The 19,171-nt window shown below is 63.9% G+C and carries 17 protein-coding genes; 9 read left to right on the forward strand and 8 right to left on the reverse strand.

What is annotated here, in order from left to right:
* The first annotated feature begins 131 nt into the window (after positions 1-131).
* The 4 genes from aqpZ to JNB89_RS12685 all read left to right on the forward strand — a co-directional run bounded on the left by aqpZ (position 132) and on the right by JNB89_RS12685 (position 7,369).
* Positions 132-878 (forward strand): aquaporin Z, encoded by a 747-nt coding sequence (aqpZ, locus tag JNB89_RS12670; protein ID WP_220362389.1) that lies wholly within the window; start codon positions 132-134, stop codon positions 876-878.
* An 8-nt stretch (positions 879-886) separates the two neighbouring features.
* Complete coding sequence (locus JNB89_RS12675; protein ID WP_220362390.1) at positions 887-5,353, forward strand: ATP-binding protein; 4,467 nt, start codon at positions 887-889, stop codon at positions 5,351-5,353.
* Positions 5,354-5,787: 434 nt separating this feature from the next.
* Positions 5,788-6,222 carry a CHRD domain-containing protein gene (locus JNB89_RS12680; protein WP_218741853.1) on the forward strand — a complete coding sequence of 145 codons (435 nt, stop codon included), beginning with the start codon at positions 5,788-5,790 and terminating at the stop codon, positions 6,220-6,222.
* A 181-nt stretch (positions 6,223-6,403) separates the two neighbouring features.
* A complete protein-coding gene (locus JNB89_RS12685; RefSeq protein ID WP_220362391.1) occupies positions 6,404-7,369 on the forward strand; it encodes an alpha/beta hydrolase in 966 nt (321 codons plus the stop codon).
* On the opposite strand, the gene JNB89_RS12690 is transcribed toward JNB89_RS12685, so the two are convergent.
* Positions 7,339-8,181, reverse strand: a complete 843-nt coding sequence (locus tag JNB89_RS12690; RefSeq protein WP_218741855.1) for an EcsC family protein — start codon at positions 8,179-8,181, stop codon at positions 7,339-7,341. The genes JNB89_RS12685 and JNB89_RS12690 overlap by 31 nt on opposite strands.
* Before the next feature lie 138 nt (positions 8,182-8,319).
* Here JNB89_RS12690 and JNB89_RS12695 point away from each other — a divergent pair, with 138 nt between their 5' ends.
* Positions 8,320-9,915, forward strand: coding sequence for an MDR family MFS transporter (locus JNB89_RS12695; RefSeq protein WP_220362392.1), 1,596 nt, complete (start codon positions 8,320-8,322; stop codon positions 9,913-9,915).
* Between the two features lie 28 nt (positions 9,916-9,943).
* Positions 9,944-10,435, forward strand: coding sequence for a MarR family winged helix-turn-helix transcriptional regulator (locus JNB89_RS12700; RefSeq protein WP_218741857.1), 492 nt, complete (start codon positions 9,944-9,946; stop codon positions 10,433-10,435).
* A 65-nt stretch (positions 10,436-10,500) separates the two neighbouring features.
* Here the strand turns inward: JNB89_RS12700 and JNB89_RS12705 are convergent, their stop codons facing one another.
* Positions 10,501-11,793 (reverse strand): amino acid deaminase, encoded by a 1,293-nt coding sequence (locus JNB89_RS12705; RefSeq protein ID WP_218741858.1) that lies wholly within the window; start codon positions 11,791-11,793, stop codon positions 10,501-10,503.
* A gap of 127 nt (positions 11,794-11,920) precedes the next feature.
* On the opposite strand from JNB89_RS12705, the gene JNB89_RS12710 reads away from it, so the two are divergent.
* The 3 genes from JNB89_RS12710 (at position 11,921) to JNB89_RS12720 (ending at position 14,780) form a co-directional block, all read left to right on the forward strand.
* Positions 11,921-12,811 carry a MurR/RpiR family transcriptional regulator gene (locus tag JNB89_RS12710; protein WP_220362393.1) on the forward strand — a complete coding sequence of 297 codons (891 nt, stop codon included), beginning with the start codon at positions 11,921-11,923 and terminating at the stop codon, positions 12,809-12,811.
* A gap of 14 nt (positions 12,812-12,825) precedes the next feature.
* Complete coding sequence (locus JNB89_RS12715) at positions 12,826-14,307, forward strand: N-acyl-D-amino-acid deacylase family protein (RefSeq protein WP_220362394.1); 1,482 nt, start codon at positions 12,826-12,828, stop codon at positions 14,305-14,307.
* Positions 14,308-14,393: 86 nt separating this feature from the next.
* Complete coding sequence (locus JNB89_RS12720; protein ID WP_013337998.1) at positions 14,394-14,780, forward strand: RidA family protein; 387 nt, start codon at positions 14,394-14,396, stop codon at positions 14,778-14,780.
* A 62-nt stretch (positions 14,781-14,842) separates the two neighbouring features.
* On the opposite strand, the gene queF is transcribed toward JNB89_RS12720, so the two are convergent.
* The 6 genes from queF to JNB89_RS12750 form a co-directional block, all read right to left on the reverse strand.
* Positions 14,843-15,667, reverse strand: coding sequence for an NADPH-dependent 7-cyano-7-deazaguanine reductase QueF (gene queF / locus JNB89_RS12725; RefSeq protein ID WP_013337999.1), 825 nt, complete (start codon positions 15,665-15,667; stop codon positions 14,843-14,845).
* Positions 15,664-16,566, reverse strand: a complete 903-nt coding sequence (locus tag JNB89_RS12730) for a 5'-nucleotidase (RefSeq protein ID WP_027214462.1) — start codon at positions 16,564-16,566, stop codon at positions 15,664-15,666. The genes queF and JNB89_RS12730 overlap by 4 nt, the downstream gene beginning before the upstream one ends.
* Positions 16,567-16,623: 57 nt before the next feature.
* Entirely contained in the window at positions 16,624-18,189 is a 1,566-nt protein-coding gene (ilvA, locus tag JNB89_RS12735) for a threonine ammonia-lyase, biosynthetic (RefSeq protein WP_346656201.1), read from the reverse strand.
* Positions 18,190-18,270: 81 nt separating this feature from the next.
* Positions 18,271-18,642, reverse strand: coding sequence for a hypothetical protein (locus JNB89_RS12740; protein WP_013338002.1), 372 nt, complete (start codon positions 18,640-18,642; stop codon positions 18,271-18,273).
* 46 nt (positions 18,643-18,688) lie between these two features.
* On the reverse strand, positions 18,689-18,865 hold the full coding sequence (locus JNB89_RS12745) for a hypothetical protein (protein WP_220362396.1): 177 nt from the start codon (positions 18,863-18,865) through the stop codon (positions 18,689-18,691).
* Positions 18,866-18,921: 56 nt separating this feature from the next.
* Positions 18,922-19,128 carry an MARCKS-like protein gene (locus JNB89_RS12750; RefSeq protein ID WP_220362397.1) on the reverse strand — a complete coding sequence of 69 codons (207 nt, stop codon included), beginning with the start codon at positions 19,126-19,128 and terminating at the stop codon, positions 18,922-18,924.
* Positions 19,129-19,171: the final 43 nt, after the last annotated feature.

Consider the following 19,171-nt stretch of genomic DNA (forward strand, 5'->3'; position numbering starts at 1 on the left):
GGCTTTTGCGAAGGTTGACCTCATAGATGCAGTCTTTTCTGGAGGCCGAACCGTCCAAAGCCGGGAACCTGAGGCGGTGTCCTGCGGAATCACGCGGTGTCGTTTGCCTCGCATAGCGACAGGAGGGCGGCATGGCGGTGCTAGGGAAGCGGTTGTTGGTCGAAAGCGTGGGTACCGCATGGCTTGTGTTTATCGGCTGCGGCAGCATCGTGTTGAACACCGGTTCCGCCCAGCAGGGATACGGCATACTGGAGGTCTCGCTTGCGTTCGGTCTTGCGCTCGCCACGGCCAGCTACTGGTTCGGCGAAACGTCAGGTGCGCATTTCAACCCGGCCGTCACGGTCGGTTTCACAGCCGCGCACCGGTTTCCTGTCAAAGATCTTCTGCCCTACATCGCCGCGCAGATTCTCGGTGCCGTCGCGGCCGCGGCACTACTCGTCTATGTGGCGAACGGCCGCCCCGGCTTTGAGCTGGGCGCAAGCGAATTCGCAGCTAACGGTTTTGGCGATCATTCTCCTTCGGACTACAAACTTCACTCCGCGCTCGTAATCGAATTCGTTCTGTCGTTTGCGTTCGTTATGGTGAGCCTTGTGGCGGCCTCGCGATTGAGAGCGGAGCCGGGCGGGCCAATAGTCGTCGGCGGATGTCTGACGCTCATTTATCTGGTGTCTATTCCAGTTACCAACGGTTCCGTCAATCCGGCGCGTTCCACGGCGCAGGCGCTCTTCGTCGGCGATTGGGCACTCGACCAGTTGTGGCTATTCTGGGCGGCGCCCATGTCCGGCGGAGTGGTCGCGGGCTTTCTGTTTTCGTTCCTCGGCGGCACGTCGGATCAGTCCGCCGCCGCGCTTGCCGATGGGCGCAGTGAAGCCGCCTGACCCGCACCATGGCGCTTCATCTCATCTGCATGCGCGTCAAAAGCGCCGCGACGGCGCGCGCGTTTCGGCGCGTGTCGATGTGGCTCGTTGCGCTAGCGCTGTTCGCCGCTGCGCAGTTGACGGCCGTCGCCGAGCCGTTCGGTGGATCTGCATCGTGGCGGAGCCCAACGGCATTCCCGCAAAAGATCGTTGTCGGCGTACTCGTGGACAACTGGCTGCCGTTCGACGCGCTACAGGACGGCCAGCTCAGAGGACTGAGCGTCGACTATCTGCGCGCGCTCGTCGGCCCGGACGTTGTGCTCGAAGCCAAGGCGTTTCCGGACATGCCGCAACTGCTCGCCGCCGCCTGCGCGGGGGAAATAGACCTGCTGCTGAGCGTCGCGCGCACACCGGAGCGTGAGCGCTGCATTAGCTTCACAGCGCCGTATTTCCGTGCGTCGACCTCGGCGGTGGTCCGCAGAGACGGCGAATCGTACGAAGGCCCCGCGCAGGTTGCGGCGGCATCCATATCCGTCGAGAAAGGCTTTGCGCTCGAGCGCTCGTTGCGCGAGCGCTTTCCGCGTGCCCGGATCAGTGCGTTCACGTCGACACATGCCGCACTCGCCGCCGTGGCCCACGGCGATTCGGACGTCTACATGGGATTTACGCCGGCCGTCCAATATGCACTCGCGACTGAAGAGTTCCGTAGCCTGCGCGTCGCTTTCGAGGAAAGGGGCCGAAGCGCGGAACTGCGCTTCGGCGTGCCGCGCAGTCGGGTAGCGTTGCGCGACAGTCTGGATCGCGCGCTGGCATCCATGACGCAGACCGACGAGACGGCAATCCGCGTTCGCTGGCTTTCCGGCAATTTCGGCGCAAAGCCCGAACCAGTTACCCCGCGTCTGGAGTTGACGGAACAGGAACAGCTCTGGCTACGTTCGCTGCCGCCGTTGGAGGTTGGCTTCGACAGTAGCTGGCCGCCTTTCAGCTACATCGACAGTTCAGGGCAGCCTGCCGGTATCACCGCCGACTACCTCGCATACCTGAGCCGCACGCTTGGCGTGGTGTTCCATCGTGCGCGGCAACCCGACTGGCCGAGCACGATCGAAGCATTCCAGCGCGGCCAGCTCGCGATTCTCACCACAGGCTCGAGCGCTGACCCGCGCCTCGCGAAGGCCCAACATACGCGTGCCTATGAAAGCTATCCTCTAGTGATGGTCGGCCGCGACGATGAGCCTGCCGCACGTTCGCTCAGCGATTTCGCCGCGCGGCGCGTCGTGGTGTCGTCGCATGTTGCGGGTGTCGATCCGCTCGCGTTCCAGCGCATCCCCGCGGACCACGTGGCCGTCGCCCCAAGCCTCGACGAGGCGCTGCGCATGGTCGCTTCCGGCGAAGCGGACGTGGTGGTGGAAAACGTCGCCGCGGTGGACGTGGTGCTCAAGCGGCAATACGCAGGCGTGCTCAAGATTCTCGGCACCGTGGGCGAATCGGACGCGCTCGACTTTGCCGTGCGTGCCGACCTGGCTCCGCTCGCCGGGCTGATCGACCGTGCGTTGCTCGCCATGCCGCCGGCCGAAAAGCAGCGTATCCGGCTGAATTGGGTGACCGGCAATGCGGTGGGAACGGGTACGTGGAGCGTTTCCGCCGTGCGGCTGCTGCCGGTGCTCATCGGCGTCGGCGTGGCGCTGCTTGTCACGTTGCGCGCGTATCTGCTTCTGCAGCGCGAGGTCAGGCGTCGCAAGAAGACCGAACGCGAATTGGCGCTGCAACTTAACTTCCAGGAAACCATGATGAAGATGGTTCCCTATCCGCTCGTCGCGCAAGATCTGCAAGGCCGCTACATCGCCGTCAACGGTGCCTATGAGCAAGCGTGCGGACATAGCCGCGAGGCAGTGCTCGGACGCACCACGATGGAAGTGCAGACGTGGGGCGAGGCCAACAGCAAGGTGCTCGACAACATGCGGCGCGACTTGCTGGAAGGCGGCGACATGGCGCAGGTCGAGCTTCAGTTCGAGCGCGCCCCGGGGGACTTGCGACACGGCCTGTTCTGGACGAGCATCTGCCGCGGCAATGACGGTCAGCCCGTCTGTTCGCTGGGCACGATGGTGGACATCACCGACATCCGGCGCGCAGAGATGCGCGCGCGCGACACGGAACGGCGACTATTCGACGTCACGCGTTCGTTGCCGGCCGTGGTGTTCCAGTTGCGCCGCACGCCCGAGGGCGTCTACTCGTTCCCCTACATTGGCGGCGCGCCGCAGTTGCTGCTCGGCGCGGGCCAGATAAGGCCGGCCTGCCGCGATCACGCCGACTTCGAGCGCATCTGCAGTGAAGACCGCTCGTTCGTGATTGCCGAACTCGAGCGTTCGGCGCGTCTCGAAACCCCGCTCCTGATCGAGTTTCGCATGGGTCCCGAGCAGGCGCTCAAGTGGACCCGTGCGGAACTGGTCCCGCGCCGCGAAGCCGACGGAAGCGTCGTGTGGAGCGGCTACTGGGTAGACGCGAGCATCGAACATGCGCGTGCCGAGGAGCTTGCTCGCGCGCGCGACGTGGCAGAGGCTGCTTCGCGCGCCAAAGACGACTTTTTTGCCATGATGAGCCACGAAATCCGCACGCCAATGAACGGCGTACTCGGGCTCGTCGAAGTGCTGGAGCGCACGCCGCTCAATGCGGACCAGGGCGAAATGCTCGGCATGATTCACGAGTCGGCCGGCGCGCTTCTGCAAATCCTCGACGACCTGCTCGATTACTCGAAGATCGAGGCGGGGCGCTTGACCATTGAAGCCGAGCCTATCGACCTGCGCGAACTGGTCGACAACGCCGTCGGCCTGCTCGCCGGGCGCGCGCACGAGAAGGGTCTGAAAGTTCGCGTGGACATTGCGCCTGACGTGGCCGCTACGCTGCGTGGAGACAGTGTCCGCTTGCGCCAAGTGCTGTTTAACCTGCTTGGCAACGCGATCAAGTTCACGCCTGAAGGCAAGGTGGAAGTCAGCGTATCGGTCGTCGAGCAGACGGACGCCCAGCAGACCGTCGAGATGGTCGTCGAAGACACCGGTATTGGCATCGCGGCCGATGTTCAGGCCAAGCTGTTCGAGCCGTTCGTGCAGGCGGAGTCGTCCACTACCCGCCGCTTCGGCGGTACCGGGCTCGGTTTAACCATTTGCCGCAAGCTGATCGAATTGATGAACGGCTCGCTGACGCTGGACAGTGAATTGGGCCGCGGCACCCGCATGACAGTGCGGCTTGGCTTGCCAGTCGAGACGCCAGGTTATTCGGTGAGCGGTCTGCGCGACAAGCGCGGTCTCGTTGCAACTAACGACGCGCGAGTCGGCCAGGCGCTGGTGCACTTCGGCCAGGCGCTCGGGCTGGATCTGCGCCGTGTTCCCGCCGACGCAGCCCAATTGCGCTGCACCGCTGCCCTGAGCGGAGTCGATCTGCTGTTTGTCAGCGAGGACGTTGCGTTGCCCGCGAACGTCAAGCGCAAGCTGCGCGTGATATCGCTGACGGAAAAGGCAAAGCCGACCGGCTATCGCGTTCTCAAAGACAACGTGCGCCTGAGCGTCAACCCAATTTCGTGGCGGGGCCTGAGCGCGGCATGTGCGGCGGCCATGACGGGCCTTCAGTCGGCGCCGCCGTCTTCGGGTGGAGCGGCCCGCGTGCCAGAAGGCATTACCACGCCGCCCGACCGCGAGCGGGCCATGGCGAGCGGCCGTCTGATTCTCGTCGCGGAAGATCATCCGGTGAATCAGGAGCTGATTCGCCATCAACTGGCACTGCTCGGTTTCGCGTGCGACGTCGCAAACGATGGCGCAGAAGCGCTGGCCGCGCTCGAGCACACCAGTTATGGATGCCTGATTACCGACTGCCACATGCCGAACCTGTCCGGCTATGAATTGACGCGTCGCGTTCGCGAAAGAGAGCGTGAGCAGGGCGGGTCGCATCGTCTGCCGATTCTCGGCATTACTGCCAACACTGCGCCGGAAGACCTCCGCCAGTGCCGCGAAGCCGGCATGGACGAGAGCCTTGTCAAACCGACCCGGCTCGCCACGCTGCGTGAGTATCTGAGCCGCTGGTTCGGCACTGACAGCGGCTGGCAGTCTGCATCCGCGGAGATTTCCGATGTGTCGGAAACTGCCGGATCGGCGACGGCGGCGGAGCCGTTTGTCCCTGTCGACCTGGGTCATATGACGCAATTGTGGGGCAGCGAATCGACGGTCAAGGCTTTGCTCGATTCGTTCGTTTCGTCCGTGCGCGAGGACATTCAGTCGCTCGCTCCGTTGCTCGAAAACGCGGACATGGTCCGCGTGCGCGAATGGCTTCATCGAGTGGTGGGCGCCGCGAGCGTGCTGCAATACCCGCCTCTCATCAGCGCGCTCCAAGAGTATCGCCGCGGCATACTCAGGGCGCCGGAACGCGCGCGCCGCGATGGACTGGAATTGATCGAGCGATGCAGTGCAATGCTCGACGGCATCGAGCAACAAGCCGCGTTGCTCGCCTGAGCGCGCGTTGGTGTTGGCGGGCGATCGCATTCGCGGAAAAGCGCCGCCTGCGATTTCGCGCTGACACTCGTTGACCACACGACGAAAAACGCAGGCGAAAAAAAACGCGGCCGAAGCCGCGTTAAAGATTTGGAGACATCCCTCGATGAAGGAGTCACTTCTCGCGAGCCCAAAGCATACTCGGGATCGCGCCGATGATTCACTACATAATCTGCAAATAACTGTTCAAAAAATTGCAGTGAGCGCGCGAGCAGCGCATTGAGTGAGCATCGAACTCCATGCAACGCGCATCGCGCACAGTGACCCGCGCGTCGACAGTCCGCGGACCCGCGCGACGCCCAGCACCGACATCCGGCGAGGATTTGCACTAGTATGTGATGGCTTCGCGGCCGGCCGACGTGTCGGCGCCGAGGCGCAACTAGTCGGAGAAGACCATGATCACGCTAAAAAAACTCAATCTGGCTGTGGCTCTGTGGGCGGCAATGTCAGGTGTCGCGTTTGCTGACACTGTGGCGCTGAAGGCCGACCTCGAACCTTCCAGCGAAGTGCCGCCCCGTGTGAGTCACGGGCATGGCGCGCTGAGCGCGACGTTCGACACGTCGACGAAATCGCTGCAATGGACGGTGAGCTACGAGGGGCTGAGCGGTCCGGTCACGGCCGCGCATTTTCATGGTCCAGCGCCAGTGGGGCAAAACGCGAAAGTGCAGGTTCCCATCGAGAAGAATGCGCTCGCGAGTCCGATGAAAGGCTCGGCCGCTCTCAACGAGCAGCAGGTGACCGACCTGATGGCGGGGCAGTGGTACTTCAATATTCACACCGCCCAAAATCCGATGGGCGAGATTCGCGGGCAAGTCTTGCCGGCCAACTAACCGTCACGCGCAACGAGCGGCAATAGCCGTCACGCCGGCGCGCGACGCGAATGGCACTTGATGGTCCCAGAAACGAATTGTCGGCGGCCGGGGCGTACCGGGAAGAATAGAGGCCGCCGTCGATTGGCGCAGTGGCCAACGCAAGTACCATGAGGGGACGTTTCCGAAGGAGCATGCCCCGATGAGCTGGCAAAGCGCACTTGCGTGCTGGTTTTTGCGTAGACGGTTTCGCCCTCAAACCCTGAAGCCGCACATCGACGTAAGCCATGCGCGCGCATTGACGGAGAAGCGCGTCTGGTCGCCCGAGGTGCCGCGCGGCTGGCGCCTGCGGGAACTGGACGGCGCCGGCGGCAAATCGTTGCGTGGCGAGTGGCTCGAGCGTACAGGCGGCGAGCCGGCCAGCGGCACGCCAGCCCTGGTGTTGTACTGCCATGGCGGCGGCTATTACTTCTGTTCGCCGCGCACCCATCGCTCGATTGTGTTCGGCCTCGCCACGCGCGCCAACGCTCCCGTCTTTTCGCTCGACTACCGCCTTGCGCCCGAGCACCGCTTCCCCGCCGCCCTGGACGACGCAACCGCCGCGTATCGTCAGTTGATCGCTGAAGGCGTGCCGCCCCTGTCGATTGTGATTGCGGGCGATTCGGCCGGCGGCGGCCTTGCGCTTTCGACGCTCGTCGCGCTGCGCGATGCAGGCGACCCGTTGCCGGCGGGCGGGCTGCTGTTCTCGCCGTGGACGGACCTCGCGGCAAGCGGAGCCAGCATTGTCGATAACGACGGCGCCGACCCCATGTTCAGCGGCCCGGCAATCGCAAGAGCCGCCAAGGTCTATCTCGGCGACATGCCCGCGACGCATCCGTATGCGTCGCCGGTGTACGCGGATCTGCGCGGCTTGCCGCCGCTTTTCATGATGGCAGGCAGCACCGAAGTTCTACTCGACGACTCACGGCGCGTGGCCGCTCACGCGCGCGCGGCGGGCGTGGATTGCGAACTGGAGGTGTGGAGCAAGATGCCGCACGTCTGGCCGATCTTCGCGCCGTTCATCCCCGAGGCGAATCGCGCGCTCGACCGCGCGGCCGAGTTCGTCCGGCACGCAACGAGTCGCGGCGCGCATGCCGCTCAGGCGTCGAGCGTGACGTCGATGGTCTGATACGCGGCCTTCACCGCGTGCTCGCCGTACTGCCGCTCAAGCCGCCGCACGGTGAAATGCCCGTGCGCGACCTGCTGGAAATGGTCGATGAACACCGTGTTGACCATCGCGCCGAGCACCGCCCCAATCGCGGGGATGGACTTGGCGGCGATCTGCTCGCTGACCTGCACCGAAAAGCGTGCGGCAATCGTATTGACGAGGCGCAGCAAGGCGGCCGAGCCGTGGGTGGTGAATCCCTTCGTCGCGACTTCTGACGATGCTTTCGACACCGCCTGCGCCAGCGCGCCGCGCATAATGAAGTAGCCGAAGTCGGCGTCGTCGTCTGCGCTCGACGTGCCGCCCATGCCCAGCACCGTCAGACATTGCAGTTGCGTGTCGATCGACTTGAGATCCTCGCCCTCGCTGCGCGCAATGTCGCAGATCGAGCGGAACATGAGCGTTGTCGTAACCGGCAACTCGACGGGCAGTGCAAACAGGCCGAACGCGCCGCCGGCCGCGCCGGTGGTAGCCACTGCAAACTTGTGCAGAAGATTGCTCGGCTTGTCGGGCGTGAGCGACGCCGCGACGCCGTCGCGCCGCCCCAGCGTGCGCAGCGCAATCGACAGGCACTTGCGCAGCGCCAGTTCCGTCGCGTCGGTGACCTTCTCGTTTGCGAACGCCGGCATGCGCGAAATCAGTTTCTCCAACGGCGCGCCGACGATGCTCGCGAGTTTCATAGCCAGCGCGGGGCTTTCCAGTTCGTGTTTCGCGCGGCGCAGCGCGCCCAGATCTTCTTCCGACAACAATTGCGTTGCAAGCGAACCCGGCTCCATGTGCCTCCCTGGCGTTATCTGACGTGCTTTCCACGTTCGATCCGGCCCTTGGCGGGCCCACCCGAACTCCTGCTTAGAACGTCCGCCCGTGGTATGATTCCCCAATCGTTTGACGAGTCAACTGTTGCTCCATCAAAAATGGCTGTCCATACCGCCGCCCATCATTCGAGTGGGCAAGTTTTGCCGTTCCGGGAATCGCTGCTGGCGATGCTCGGCATCTCCTTCGTCACCATGCTGGTCGCGCTGGACCAGACAGTAGTCGGCACCGCGCTGCCCACCATCGTCGCCGAGCTGAAGGGCTTCGAGTTGTACGCGTGGGTCGCCACGTCGTATCTGCTGACCTCGGTGATTACCGTGCCGATCTTCGGGCGTCTTGGCGACTACTACGGCCGCAAGCCGTTCGTGATCGCGTCTATCGTCGTGTTCACGGGCGCCTCCGTGCTGTGCGGCGTTGCCGACAACATGCTGTTTCTGGTCCTCGCGCGCGGACTGCAGGGCATTGGCGGCGGCATGCTGGTCGGCACTGCGTTCGCGTGCATTCCTGACCTTTTCCCGGACTCGGTCGTGCGTCTGCGCTGGCAGGTGCTGATGAGTTCGGCCTTCGGCATTGCCAACGCGGTCGGGCCGTCGCTGGGCGGGTTTCTGACCCAGTACTACGGCTGGCGTTCTGTTTTCTATGTGAATCTGCCGGTCGGCATGCTGTCGCTGTTCTTTGTGTGGCGCTTCCTGCCGCATCTGCGCCATGTCGAGCACAAAGGCAAGATGAGGCTCGACTGGCCTGGCGCCGCGCTGATCGCGGTGGCGCTTGGCTCACTGCAGTTGTTCGTCGAATTGCTGCCCAAGCATGGGCTGTCATGGGGCGCGTGCGCGTTGCTCGTGCTGAGCGTTGCATCGGCGTATGCGCTGTGGCAATGGGAAAAGCGTTGCCCTACGGCAATCCTTCCGGTCGACATGTTCCGCAACCGCAGCCTCGCCGCACTGTTCACGCTGGCGGTGCTCGGCGGCTTCACGATGTTCTCGCTGCTCTTTTATGCGCCGTTGCTGTTCCAGGGCGGCTTTGGTATGTCGCCGAAGGAAGCGGGCGTGGTCATTACGCCGCTCGTCGTGTTCATTACGATCGGCAGTATCGCGAACGGCCGCGTGGTTTCGCGGGTGCGTAATCCTAACCTGATGCTGTACGTCGGCTTCACGCTGCTCGCGCTCGCATGCGTCGGGGCAGTGATCGCCACGCGTTCCATGCCGCATTGGCTGCTCATGTCGTTCATGGTGCTAGGCGGTCTTGGCCTCGGCTTCGTCATGCCGAACCTCACCATCTTCGCGCAGCAGACGGCCGGCCGCGAGCATCTCGGCATTGCCACGGCGCTGCTACAGTCGCTGCGGATGATCGGAGGCATGATCGGCACGGCGCTCACCGGAACGCTGGTCAGCCATATGTACGCGAGCGGCGTGCGCAGCGCGCTGGAGGGAGACGGCGCCTCGCAATGGTTCGGCGATCTGAGCGATCCGCAGATTCTCATCAACCATGAAGCACAAGCCAGCCTGCTCGGCCAGTTGGCTCACGCCGGCCATAATGGCGCAATGCTTCTGGAGACCGCGCGCGAGACGCTTGTCGCGGCGATCCACTTCGGCCTTGCGATGGCGGCCATTATTGCTGTCGTGTCGGTATGGCAAAGTCGCCGTGTTCCGCCGATCAAGCTTCAGCGCAAGCTCGAACCCGTGATCCACGCGGACTGATTTTCGTTTTTAGCGTCACAGAACCATCATGGAAGAACAGGACCGCGTCGCAGTCATGCAGCAATTCGGCCGCACATACCGGGCGTTCATGTCGGCATTCGAGGCCCAGGTCGGTCACCCGCTGCCGCGCTGGCGCATCATGCTCGCGCTGCACGAGCAGGCAGGCGAGTCGTCGCAGAAGCGGCTTGTCGAGCAACTGCGCGTCGACCCCGGCGCGTTGACGCGCCAGTTGAAAGCCCTCGAAGGATTAGGCTGGATTGCGCGCAGCATGGACTCGCGTGATAACCGCGTGACCAATGTGCGCCTGACCGAAGCAGGCTTGTCCGCGACCGAAGCGAGCCTGCCGCGTCGCAATGCCTTTTTGCACGACACGATGGCCGCGCTGCCGGACGACGCGCTGAGCGCGTTGTCGGCAGCGCTGAAAATGCTGGAGGCAAGAATCGGCGAAGTGGTGGCCGCGGCGAATGCCGAAGACACACCTGTTGGGACTTCCGCTGAAGATTCACGCGCCGGGCGCTGAGCGCCCGCACGGCGACGCATGGCGGTCGGGCCAAGGCATAAGCGCTCGAGCGCGCGCGGCGAGAATCAGAAGTACGTTTCGATCACCTCGGTCACGCGATAAGCCGGATCGACCACCAGCACCTGACGCCATTTGTCGAATGTCAGGCACGGGTGCGAGATGTCGAACGCGATCATGTCGCCTACCTTCAGGTCCGCGCCTGCCGGAATCCGCATATACGCGTGCTGATCCATCAAGCCGAAAATCTCCCACCCTTCACTCGCGGCAATCTCGCGCGGCGCCTCGTGGCCTTCTCCGTCCCGGCCCGGTCGATAATGGCGCGCCGGCTCCGGCAGTCCCGCGTCGAACGCAGAGTCGCGCTTGCCGAGACCGATGATCGCGCGATCAGGCTCGGGAATCGACTGCACATAGGCCCACAATTGCAGCGCGGGCAAAAGCCCTTCGCCCATTTTCTTCGCGACCGGATTGCGCGCGAAGATGTCCGTCTGCGCCTTGCGATAAATACCTACGTCGTGCGTCAGATAGCAGCCGGGACGCAGTACCACCTCGACCTTGCCGGTTTCCGACGCCTTTACGAATTCCTCCGCGACCACGTCGTACCATGCCGAGCCTGCGCCGGACAGAATTGCCGGTGTGCGCTCGAAGCGCCCCTGGTCGATGAGCGTGCGCGTGACCGCCACCGCGCTTTGCAGGAACTCCCGCACGTCATGCTCTTCCTTGAGCACGCCTTCATATAGCTCGACGCCCGCGAGCTTCAGCACGCCGGGATAGCGCCCAATCGCTTCGAGTACAGCATGGCGTTGCGCTTCATCGCGCACGCCGGTCCGCCCGCCGGGCACACCCAGTTCGAGCAGCACCTGCAACGGCTTTTTCACCGACGTGAAAAAGCGCCCCAATTGCTCGACGCCCTCGACTGAATCAACCAGGCAGAAGAACTCGAAATCCGGATCGCTGAGCAACTCGGCGATCATCATCATGTTGCGGCGACCCACCAGTTGATTGGCCATCAACACGCGCGAGACGCCGCCGTGATAGGCCGCGCGCACCTGGTGCGCGGTCGCGAGCGTAATGCCCCATGCGCCGGTTTCCAACTGACGGCGGAACAACTGCGGCGCCATGGTGGTCTTGCCGTGCGGTGCGAGCTTGACTCCGTATTCGGCGACGAAAGCCTGCATCCACTTCAGGTTGTGTTCCACACGATCCGCATAAAGGACGGCGGCGGGCAGGCTCACGTCTTCATTCAACAGATTCCACTCCAGACGCGCCGCGTCGGTGAGCTGGATGCTCGCGCCCGGAACCATGCCCAAGCCCTTGCTATAAGGATCAATCGTTGCGCCCTGATAGTTTGTAACTTTCATGTCTCCTGCTCCATCGTCCAGTTAAATTGCTGCGAAGTTGACTTTACCATGTTACCGAAAGTACGATGAGCGAAGAAATGTTATTTAGTACCAGAGCTTTGACAGGAGCCCGCCGGGCACGAGCAGCATGAATTCCAGCGCCGAACCGCTCACCTTCGACATCGTCGCACGCATTGCAGAGTGTGCGCCGGAATTGCGCTCGGCCGAGCGCAAGGTGGCCGCGCTGATTCTCGAAAACCTGACCGGCGCCTCGCGCGCCAGCATCGGCGCGCTGGCAGAGCAGGCGCAGGTGAGCGTCGCCACGGTCACGCGATTTGCCAAAGCGGTGGGTTGCCGCGACGTGCGCGAATTGAAGCTGCGGCTCGCACAGGCCGCGGCGGTGGGCCAGCGGTTCTTGCAGCCGGGCACGCCAGGCGACGCACCTGAGCCCATTGCGACGCGCGTCTTCGACGAATTGCAGACGGCGCTTGCGCACAACCATCAACTGCTGCGCCAGGCGCCGCTTGCGCAAGCGGCCGCGGCGCTGCGCGGCGCGCGCATGATCTATGTGTTCGGCATGGGCGGCGGTTCAACCGCACTGGCTGACGAAATGCGTTTTCGCCTCGTGCGCCTGGGCCGGCCCGTCGCCACGTATCAGGACGGCCTGTTGCAACGCATGGTCGCAAGCACGGTGTCGCGCGACACAGTGCTGATCGCGCTGTCCACCACGGGCCGCGTGCCGGAGATGGTCGAGAACTGCAAGATTGCGCGCAGCTACGGCGCGACGGTAATCGCGCTGACCGCGCCCGCGTCGCCGCTCGCGAGGCTCGCGGATTGGGTGATCCCGATTGTCGCCTTCGAGACCGACTTCATTTACAAGCCCTCGTCGTCGCGATACGCGATGATGATGGCGCTCGACGTGCTCGTCACCGAACTTGCCGTCAGTCAGGGTGACGAGAGCCGCGAACTGCTGCGCCGCATGAAGCACGCGCTCGACACGCACCGTGGCGGCGGCGACCGACAACCCTTAGGGGACTGATAGGAGACTGATTCATGCACTCGCATCCCGAAGCCGCCGACACGCTGATCGTCGGCGCGCAACTGTATGACGGCACCGGCGCGCCGCCTGTCGAGCGCGATGTGGCGATCCGCGACGGACGCATCGTCGCCATCGGCAACCTGTCGAACTGGCTCGCAGAGGACGTGATCGAGGCCGAGGGCCGTGCGCTCGCGCCGGGTTTCATCGACGTTCACACGCACGACGACACCCACGTGATCCGCTCGCCGCAAATGCTGCCGAAGATCACGCAAGGCGTGACGACGGTGATTGTCGGCAATTGCGGCATTAGCGCGTCGCCGGTTGCGCTAAAGGGCGATCCGCCCGATCCGATGAATCTGCTCGGCGAGCGCGACGCGTTCCAGTACCCGACTTTCGCGGACTACGTGAAAGCAGTCAACGCCGCGCGCCCGGCTGTGAACGTCGGCGCGTTGATCGGGCATACGGCGTTGCGCAACAATCAGATGGATCGGCTCGACCGCGCGGCCACGCGCGAGGAAATAGAAGGCATGCGCGCGCAGCTCGAAGAGGCGCTCGCCAACGGCGCGCTAGGGCTGAGTTCGGGACTCGCCTACGGCTCGGCCTTCGCCGCGCCTACCGAAGAGGTGATGGCGCTCGCCGAACCGCTCGCCGCCGCGGGCGCGCTCTACACCACGCACATGCGCACCGAATTCGACGCGATTCTCGACGCCATGGACGAAGCGTATCGTGTGGGCCGTCATGCACGCGTGCCGGTCGTCATCTCGCATCTCAAGTGCGCGGGGCCGTCGAACTGGGGGCGTAGCGCCGAAGTGCTGAAGTCGCTCGAGGGCGCGCGGCGCATGCAGCCTGTAGGTTGCGACTGCTATCCGTACAACCGCAGTTCGTCGACGCTCGACCTGAAGCAGGTCACGGGCGACATCGACATTACGATCACGTGGTCCGAGCCGCATCCGGAAATGGCAGGCAAGCTCGTCAAGGAAATTGCCGCCGAATGGGGCGTCACGCAGCAGGAAGCGGGCAAGCGCCTGCAGCCGGCGGGCGCGGTGTATCACAACATGTCAGAGGAAGACGTGCGGCGCATCCTCTCGCATCCGGCGACGATGGTCGGCTCCGACGGCCTGCCGAACGATCCGTTGCCGCATCCGCGTTTGTGGGGCGCATTTCCGCGCGTGCTTGGCCACTATGCGCGCGATGCCGGCTTGCTGCCGCTCGAGGAAGCCGTGCGCAAGATGACGAGCCTGTCCGCGCGACGCTTCGGCCTTGCCCAGCGCGGCGAAGTGCATGTCGGCTATCACGCCGACCTCCTGCTGTTCGACCCGGCGAAAGTGCGCGACGCCGCGACGTTCGAACAACCGCAACAGGCGGCCGACGGCATTGACGCGGTATGGGTGAACGGCGTGCTGTCCTACCGCAACGGCGAAGTGACGGGCGAGCGCGCCGGACGCTTCGTGGCGCGCGGTGCGGCGTCGCAAGGCGACGTGCACGGCGCATTCTGATTAACCGGGCGGAGAGGCCTGGCAGTCTGGTCTATCAAGGCGCGCGGCGCGATGTCCGCGCGCGTTCAATTTCAAGGAGTGTAACGATGAAGCGATATGGCGTTGAAGGCGGAAAGGGAACGGGCGGTCAGCACATGCCGTTTGCGCGTGCGGTGGAAGCCGACGGGTGGCTTTTTGTGTCGGGACAGACGCCGATGGAAAACGGCGAGGTGATCAACGGCGGCATCGTCGAACAATCGCATAAGGCCATTCAGAACGTGTTCGCCATTCTGAAGGAAGCCGGCTACGGCGCGGAGCACGTGGTGCGTTGCGGCGTGTGGCTCGACGATCCACGCGACTTCGCGTCGTTCAACAAGGTGTTCCGCGAATACTTCGGCGACAATCCGCCGGCGCGCGCGTGCGTCGTTTCGTCGATGGTAATCGACTGCAAGGTCGAAGTGGATTGCGTGGCCTATAAAAAGCCCGCGGCCTGAGACGCCAGGGGGAGGGTTCGCCGCGGCACATGAGCCGATGTGCGCGGCGATAGCTGCAACGCTTACTGTCGCGCAAGCCGCATGTTGTCGGGCATCGGCAGGTTGTAGTTAGTACGGAACGGGTTGATGTCGAGCCCGCCGCGCCGCGTGTAGCGCGCATACACTGCGAGCTTGACCGGGCGGCACGCCTTCAGCACGTCGATAAAAATCTTCTCGACGCATTGCTCGTGAAAACCGGTGTGGTTGCGATACGAGATGATGTAGCGCAACAGCCCCGCGTGATCGATCTGCGGGCCGACATAGTGAATCTGCACGCTGCCCCAATCCGGCTGCCCCGTCACCGGGCAATTCGATTTCAGCAGATTCGAGAACACCGTTTCTTCCACGGGTGCTTCGTCCAGAGCAGCTTTCAGCAACGACGCGTCGGGCGTGTAGACGTCGGCGTCCAGATCCAGCCGGTCGAGCGGCGTGCCTTCGAATTCTTCCATCTGCAGTTTGCCGAAGTCCTGCGGGGCGGTCAGATAAACAGAGACCGTCGAGCCGCACGATGCCGACACGTCGCGCCTGATCGTGTCGCGCACCGCTTCGATCGACTCGAACGCGGTCTGCGCGAACGAGCCGAGATAGAGCTTGAACGACTTTGACTCGACGATGTTCGGCGAGTCCGCGGGCACGAAGAACGTAGCGACCGCAATCTGCGGCTTGCCGCGCGCATTGAGCCACGACAGCTCATACGCGTTCCAGATGTCGGTGCCGAAGAACGGCAACTGCGCGCTAATGCCGATCGCCTCGCGCGCGTTGCTGCGTGCAATCGGAAAGAGCAGCGACGCGTCGTACTGTTCGGTGTAAGTGGAGGCCTTACCCAGCGGAGATTGTTCGGGTGTCATGATGCATTCACGATGCCACTCAGCACGTGTCCGGTCGCCGTCACGACGCGGGCCGATTCGCAATGGCCAATTTGGTCGTCGAAGAAAAAGTCCGGCTCGAACTCGCGCAGGAATGCGCTTTTATCGAGGCCGCCCAGAAACATCGCTTCGTCGATTTCAATGTTCCAGGCCATCAGGGTTCGGATCGCGCGCTCGTGCGCGGGCGCCGAACGCGCCGTCACCAATGCCGTACGAATATGCATCGGCGCGGCTTGATCCGCGAGCTTTTGCAGCCGATGGAGCGCTTCGAGCAAAGGCTTCAGCGGTCCGTCGGCAAGCGGCAGATCCTTGTTGTGCATCTCGTGGCCGACGAAGGCCCGCAAGCCGTCTTTCTGAAACACGCGCTCGGCTTCGTCGGAAAACAGCACGGCGTCGCCGTCGAAAGCAATGCGGATTTCGTCGGGGTACTTGCTCGCCATTTTCGCCGATTCCGGCAACACGCGTGCGGCGGGAAAGCCGGCGGCAAGCGCGTCGCGCACGTCGTCCTGATTCGCGGAGAGAAACAGCGACGCGTTCAACGGCTTCAGATAGGCGAACGGCGCACGCCCGCGCGTGAACACGCCGCGCTCGATCGTGAGTCCGTGCTCGCGGCACGAATGAAACGCGCGCAATCCGCTGATCGGATCGCTGCGCGACAGGATCACCACTTCCACGCGATGCCCGCCCGCATTCAGGGCCAGCAGCTTGCGGATGAGCGGAAAGGCGACGCCTGGTTTCGCAGGCACGTTCAGCCGCGCGCGCTGCAATGCTTCGTAAGCCTGAAGATCGCCTTCCTCGTACACGCGGTTCTCTTCTTCGAAGTCGAAGAGTGCGCGCGACGAGATCGCTACCACCAGTTTGTCGACAAGCGAAAGAGCCATCTGCGGTGTCGGGTTTTCGTTGCAGTAGTTACAGTAGTTGCAGTAGTTGGGGCCGCTTTAGCCGAGGAACAACCGATACACCGGATTCTGCGTCTCTTCCCAATGCGGATAGCCGAGCGTCGCGAGGAAGCGGTCGAACTCCGCGTTGTCCGTTTGCGGCACCTGGATGCCGACGAGAATCGAGCTGTAATCCGCGCCCTGGTTGCGGTAATGGAACAGACTGATGTTCCAGTCGGGCGCCATCGACGACAGAAACTTCATCAGCGCGCCCGGCCGCTCGGGAAACTCGAAGCGGAACAGGCGCTCGTCGTGCGCGAGCGGCGAGCGCCCGCCCACCATGTAGCGGATGTGCTGCTTGGAGAGCTCGTCGAACGTCAGGTCGACCGTCGCAAAACCATGCGCCTCGAATGCGCCTGCGATCTGCGCGGACTCGCTGCGGTTCCTGATCTGCACGCCCACGAAAATATGCGCGGACTCGGCCTGCGCGATCCGGTAGTTGAACTCGGTCACGCTGCGCGTGCCGACCAGCTCGCAAAAGCGTTTGAAGCTGCCGCGCTCCTCGGGAATCGTCACTGCGAACACCGCTTCGCGCGCTTCGCCCACTTCCGCGCGTTCGGCGACAAAGCGCATGCGGTCGAAGTTCATGTTCGCGCCGGACGTAACCGCAATCAGCGTCTGGTTCTCGATGCCTTCGCGCTCCGCGTACTGCTTTGCACCGGCGACCGCCAGCGACCCCGCCGGTTCCAGCACGCTGCGCGTGTCCTGGAAGACGTCCTTGATCGCGGCGCATAGCGCGTCGGTATTCACGAGCAGCACGTCGTCGAGATATTCGCTGCACAGCCGGAAGGTTTCTTCGCCGACGAGCTTTACCGCGGTGCCGTCGGAGAAGAGGCCCACCTCGTTGAGCGTGACGCGCTCGCCCGCCTTCAGCGATGCGGCCATCGCACACGAATCGTCGGTCTGCACGCCGATCACCTTGATCTCGGGGCGCACCGCTTTCACATATGCCGCGACGCCCGCCGCGAGTCCGCCGCCGCCGATCGGCACGAAGATCGCGTGAATCGGGCCCTGATGCTGGCTGAGAATTTCCATGGCCACGGTGCCCTGGCCGGCGATTACATACGGGTCGTCGAACGGATGCACGAAAGTCAGGCCGCGCTCTTCCTGCAGCTTCACCGCGTGGCCGTAAGCGTCGCTGTACGACTCGCCGAACTGCACGACCTCGACGGTCGGGCCGCCGTGGGCGCGTACTGCGTCGACCTTCACCTGCGGCGTGGTGACCGGCACCACGATGATCGCCTTCACGCCCATACGTGCCGCCGAGAGCGCCACGCCCTGCGCATGATTGCCCGCCGACGCGGTAATCACGCCGCGCGCGAGCGCGTCGGCGGGCATGTGCGCCATCTTGTTGTACGCGCCGCGCAGCTTGAACGAGAACACGGGCTGGTTGTCCTCGCGCTTCAGATACACCGGATTGCGCAGCCGCGCCGACAGATGCGGCGCGCGTTCGAGCTCGGTCTCGCGCGCCACGTCGTAGACGCGCGCGGTGAGGGTTTTTTTCAGGTAGTCGTGGGAGGCCATGCGGGTGGCGCGATGCGCTCGGAAAGGCGGAAAAGCATCAATGATAGCGCCAACGGTGCGGGCCCTGGCCCGAGCGGCGTCGGGCCCCCGACGAGGCCCGACCTGGTGCGTCAAGCACGCGTGCTAGAAGATGTGCGGCGGCTTGCCGTCGGTGAGCTCGCGCGGCAACGGTTCGTCGAGCTGCCATTCGACATGCGGCAAAGCGAACAGGTCGCCGTGAAAGTCGACCGGGCCTTCGCTCGTGAACAGCCCGTCCAGGTAATCGAAGCTGAGTTGCGAAGAGACGGCGCGCAGCGCGGCTTCCACCGAATGCGACGGTTGCAGCTCGAGCGGATCGACATCGAGCCGCACCGTGTGACGGCCGGCTTTCGTTTCCAGCGCGCCGATGTCGATCAGCTTGCCGTCGACGTTTTGCGCAAGAACGCGCTCGCCGTTCGCGAACAGCCTGAAAGTGGCCCGTAGCGCCGCGGATGCGGCCGGTTGCTTGCTTGCCATCGCGGTACTCCTTATCAGATAGGGTCCAAGGCGGTGTCGTGGCGGATCAACCGGCTTCGCCGACTTCCTTCGGGTCCGGCAGGCTTTCGCCGCGGCCAGGTACCGGTGGCGCCGGCTCGTTCTTCGCAGACTGCTTCTGTTCGTCGGAAAGGGTGCGGTCGCCGGCGGTCGGGTCGTTCGGGTTCTGGCGCGGCGGCGTCGGGCGGGCGGATTCGCTGGTCATGGTGAACTCCTTGTCGATGTGTATGGAACAAAAGCCGGAAGGCTGCGAGCCCTGGCTCAGTCCGGCGAGCGGGTGCGGTCGGCTTCGCTTTGCGTGCCGGGCGGTGTGCCCGGTTTCGTGTCCGGGCCGGCGGTCGGCGCGGCGTCTTCGAGGCGCCGCTCGTTCGCGCGCTCGTTCGAGCCGTCGGTGCGAATGTTCTCGGTATGGCCGGGCACCGGTTGCTGCTCGATATGCCCGCCGTTCTTCGAATCGGAATCTGACATGCTGCACCTCCACGGCTGGTTCGTCGGCTTGCTGGTTCGTCGA

This window comes from Paraburkholderia phenoliruptrix (assembly GCF_019511605.1).
Classification (GTDB): domain Bacteria; phylum Pseudomonadota; class Gammaproteobacteria; order Burkholderiales; family Burkholderiaceae; genus Paraburkholderia; species Paraburkholderia phenoliruptrix_A.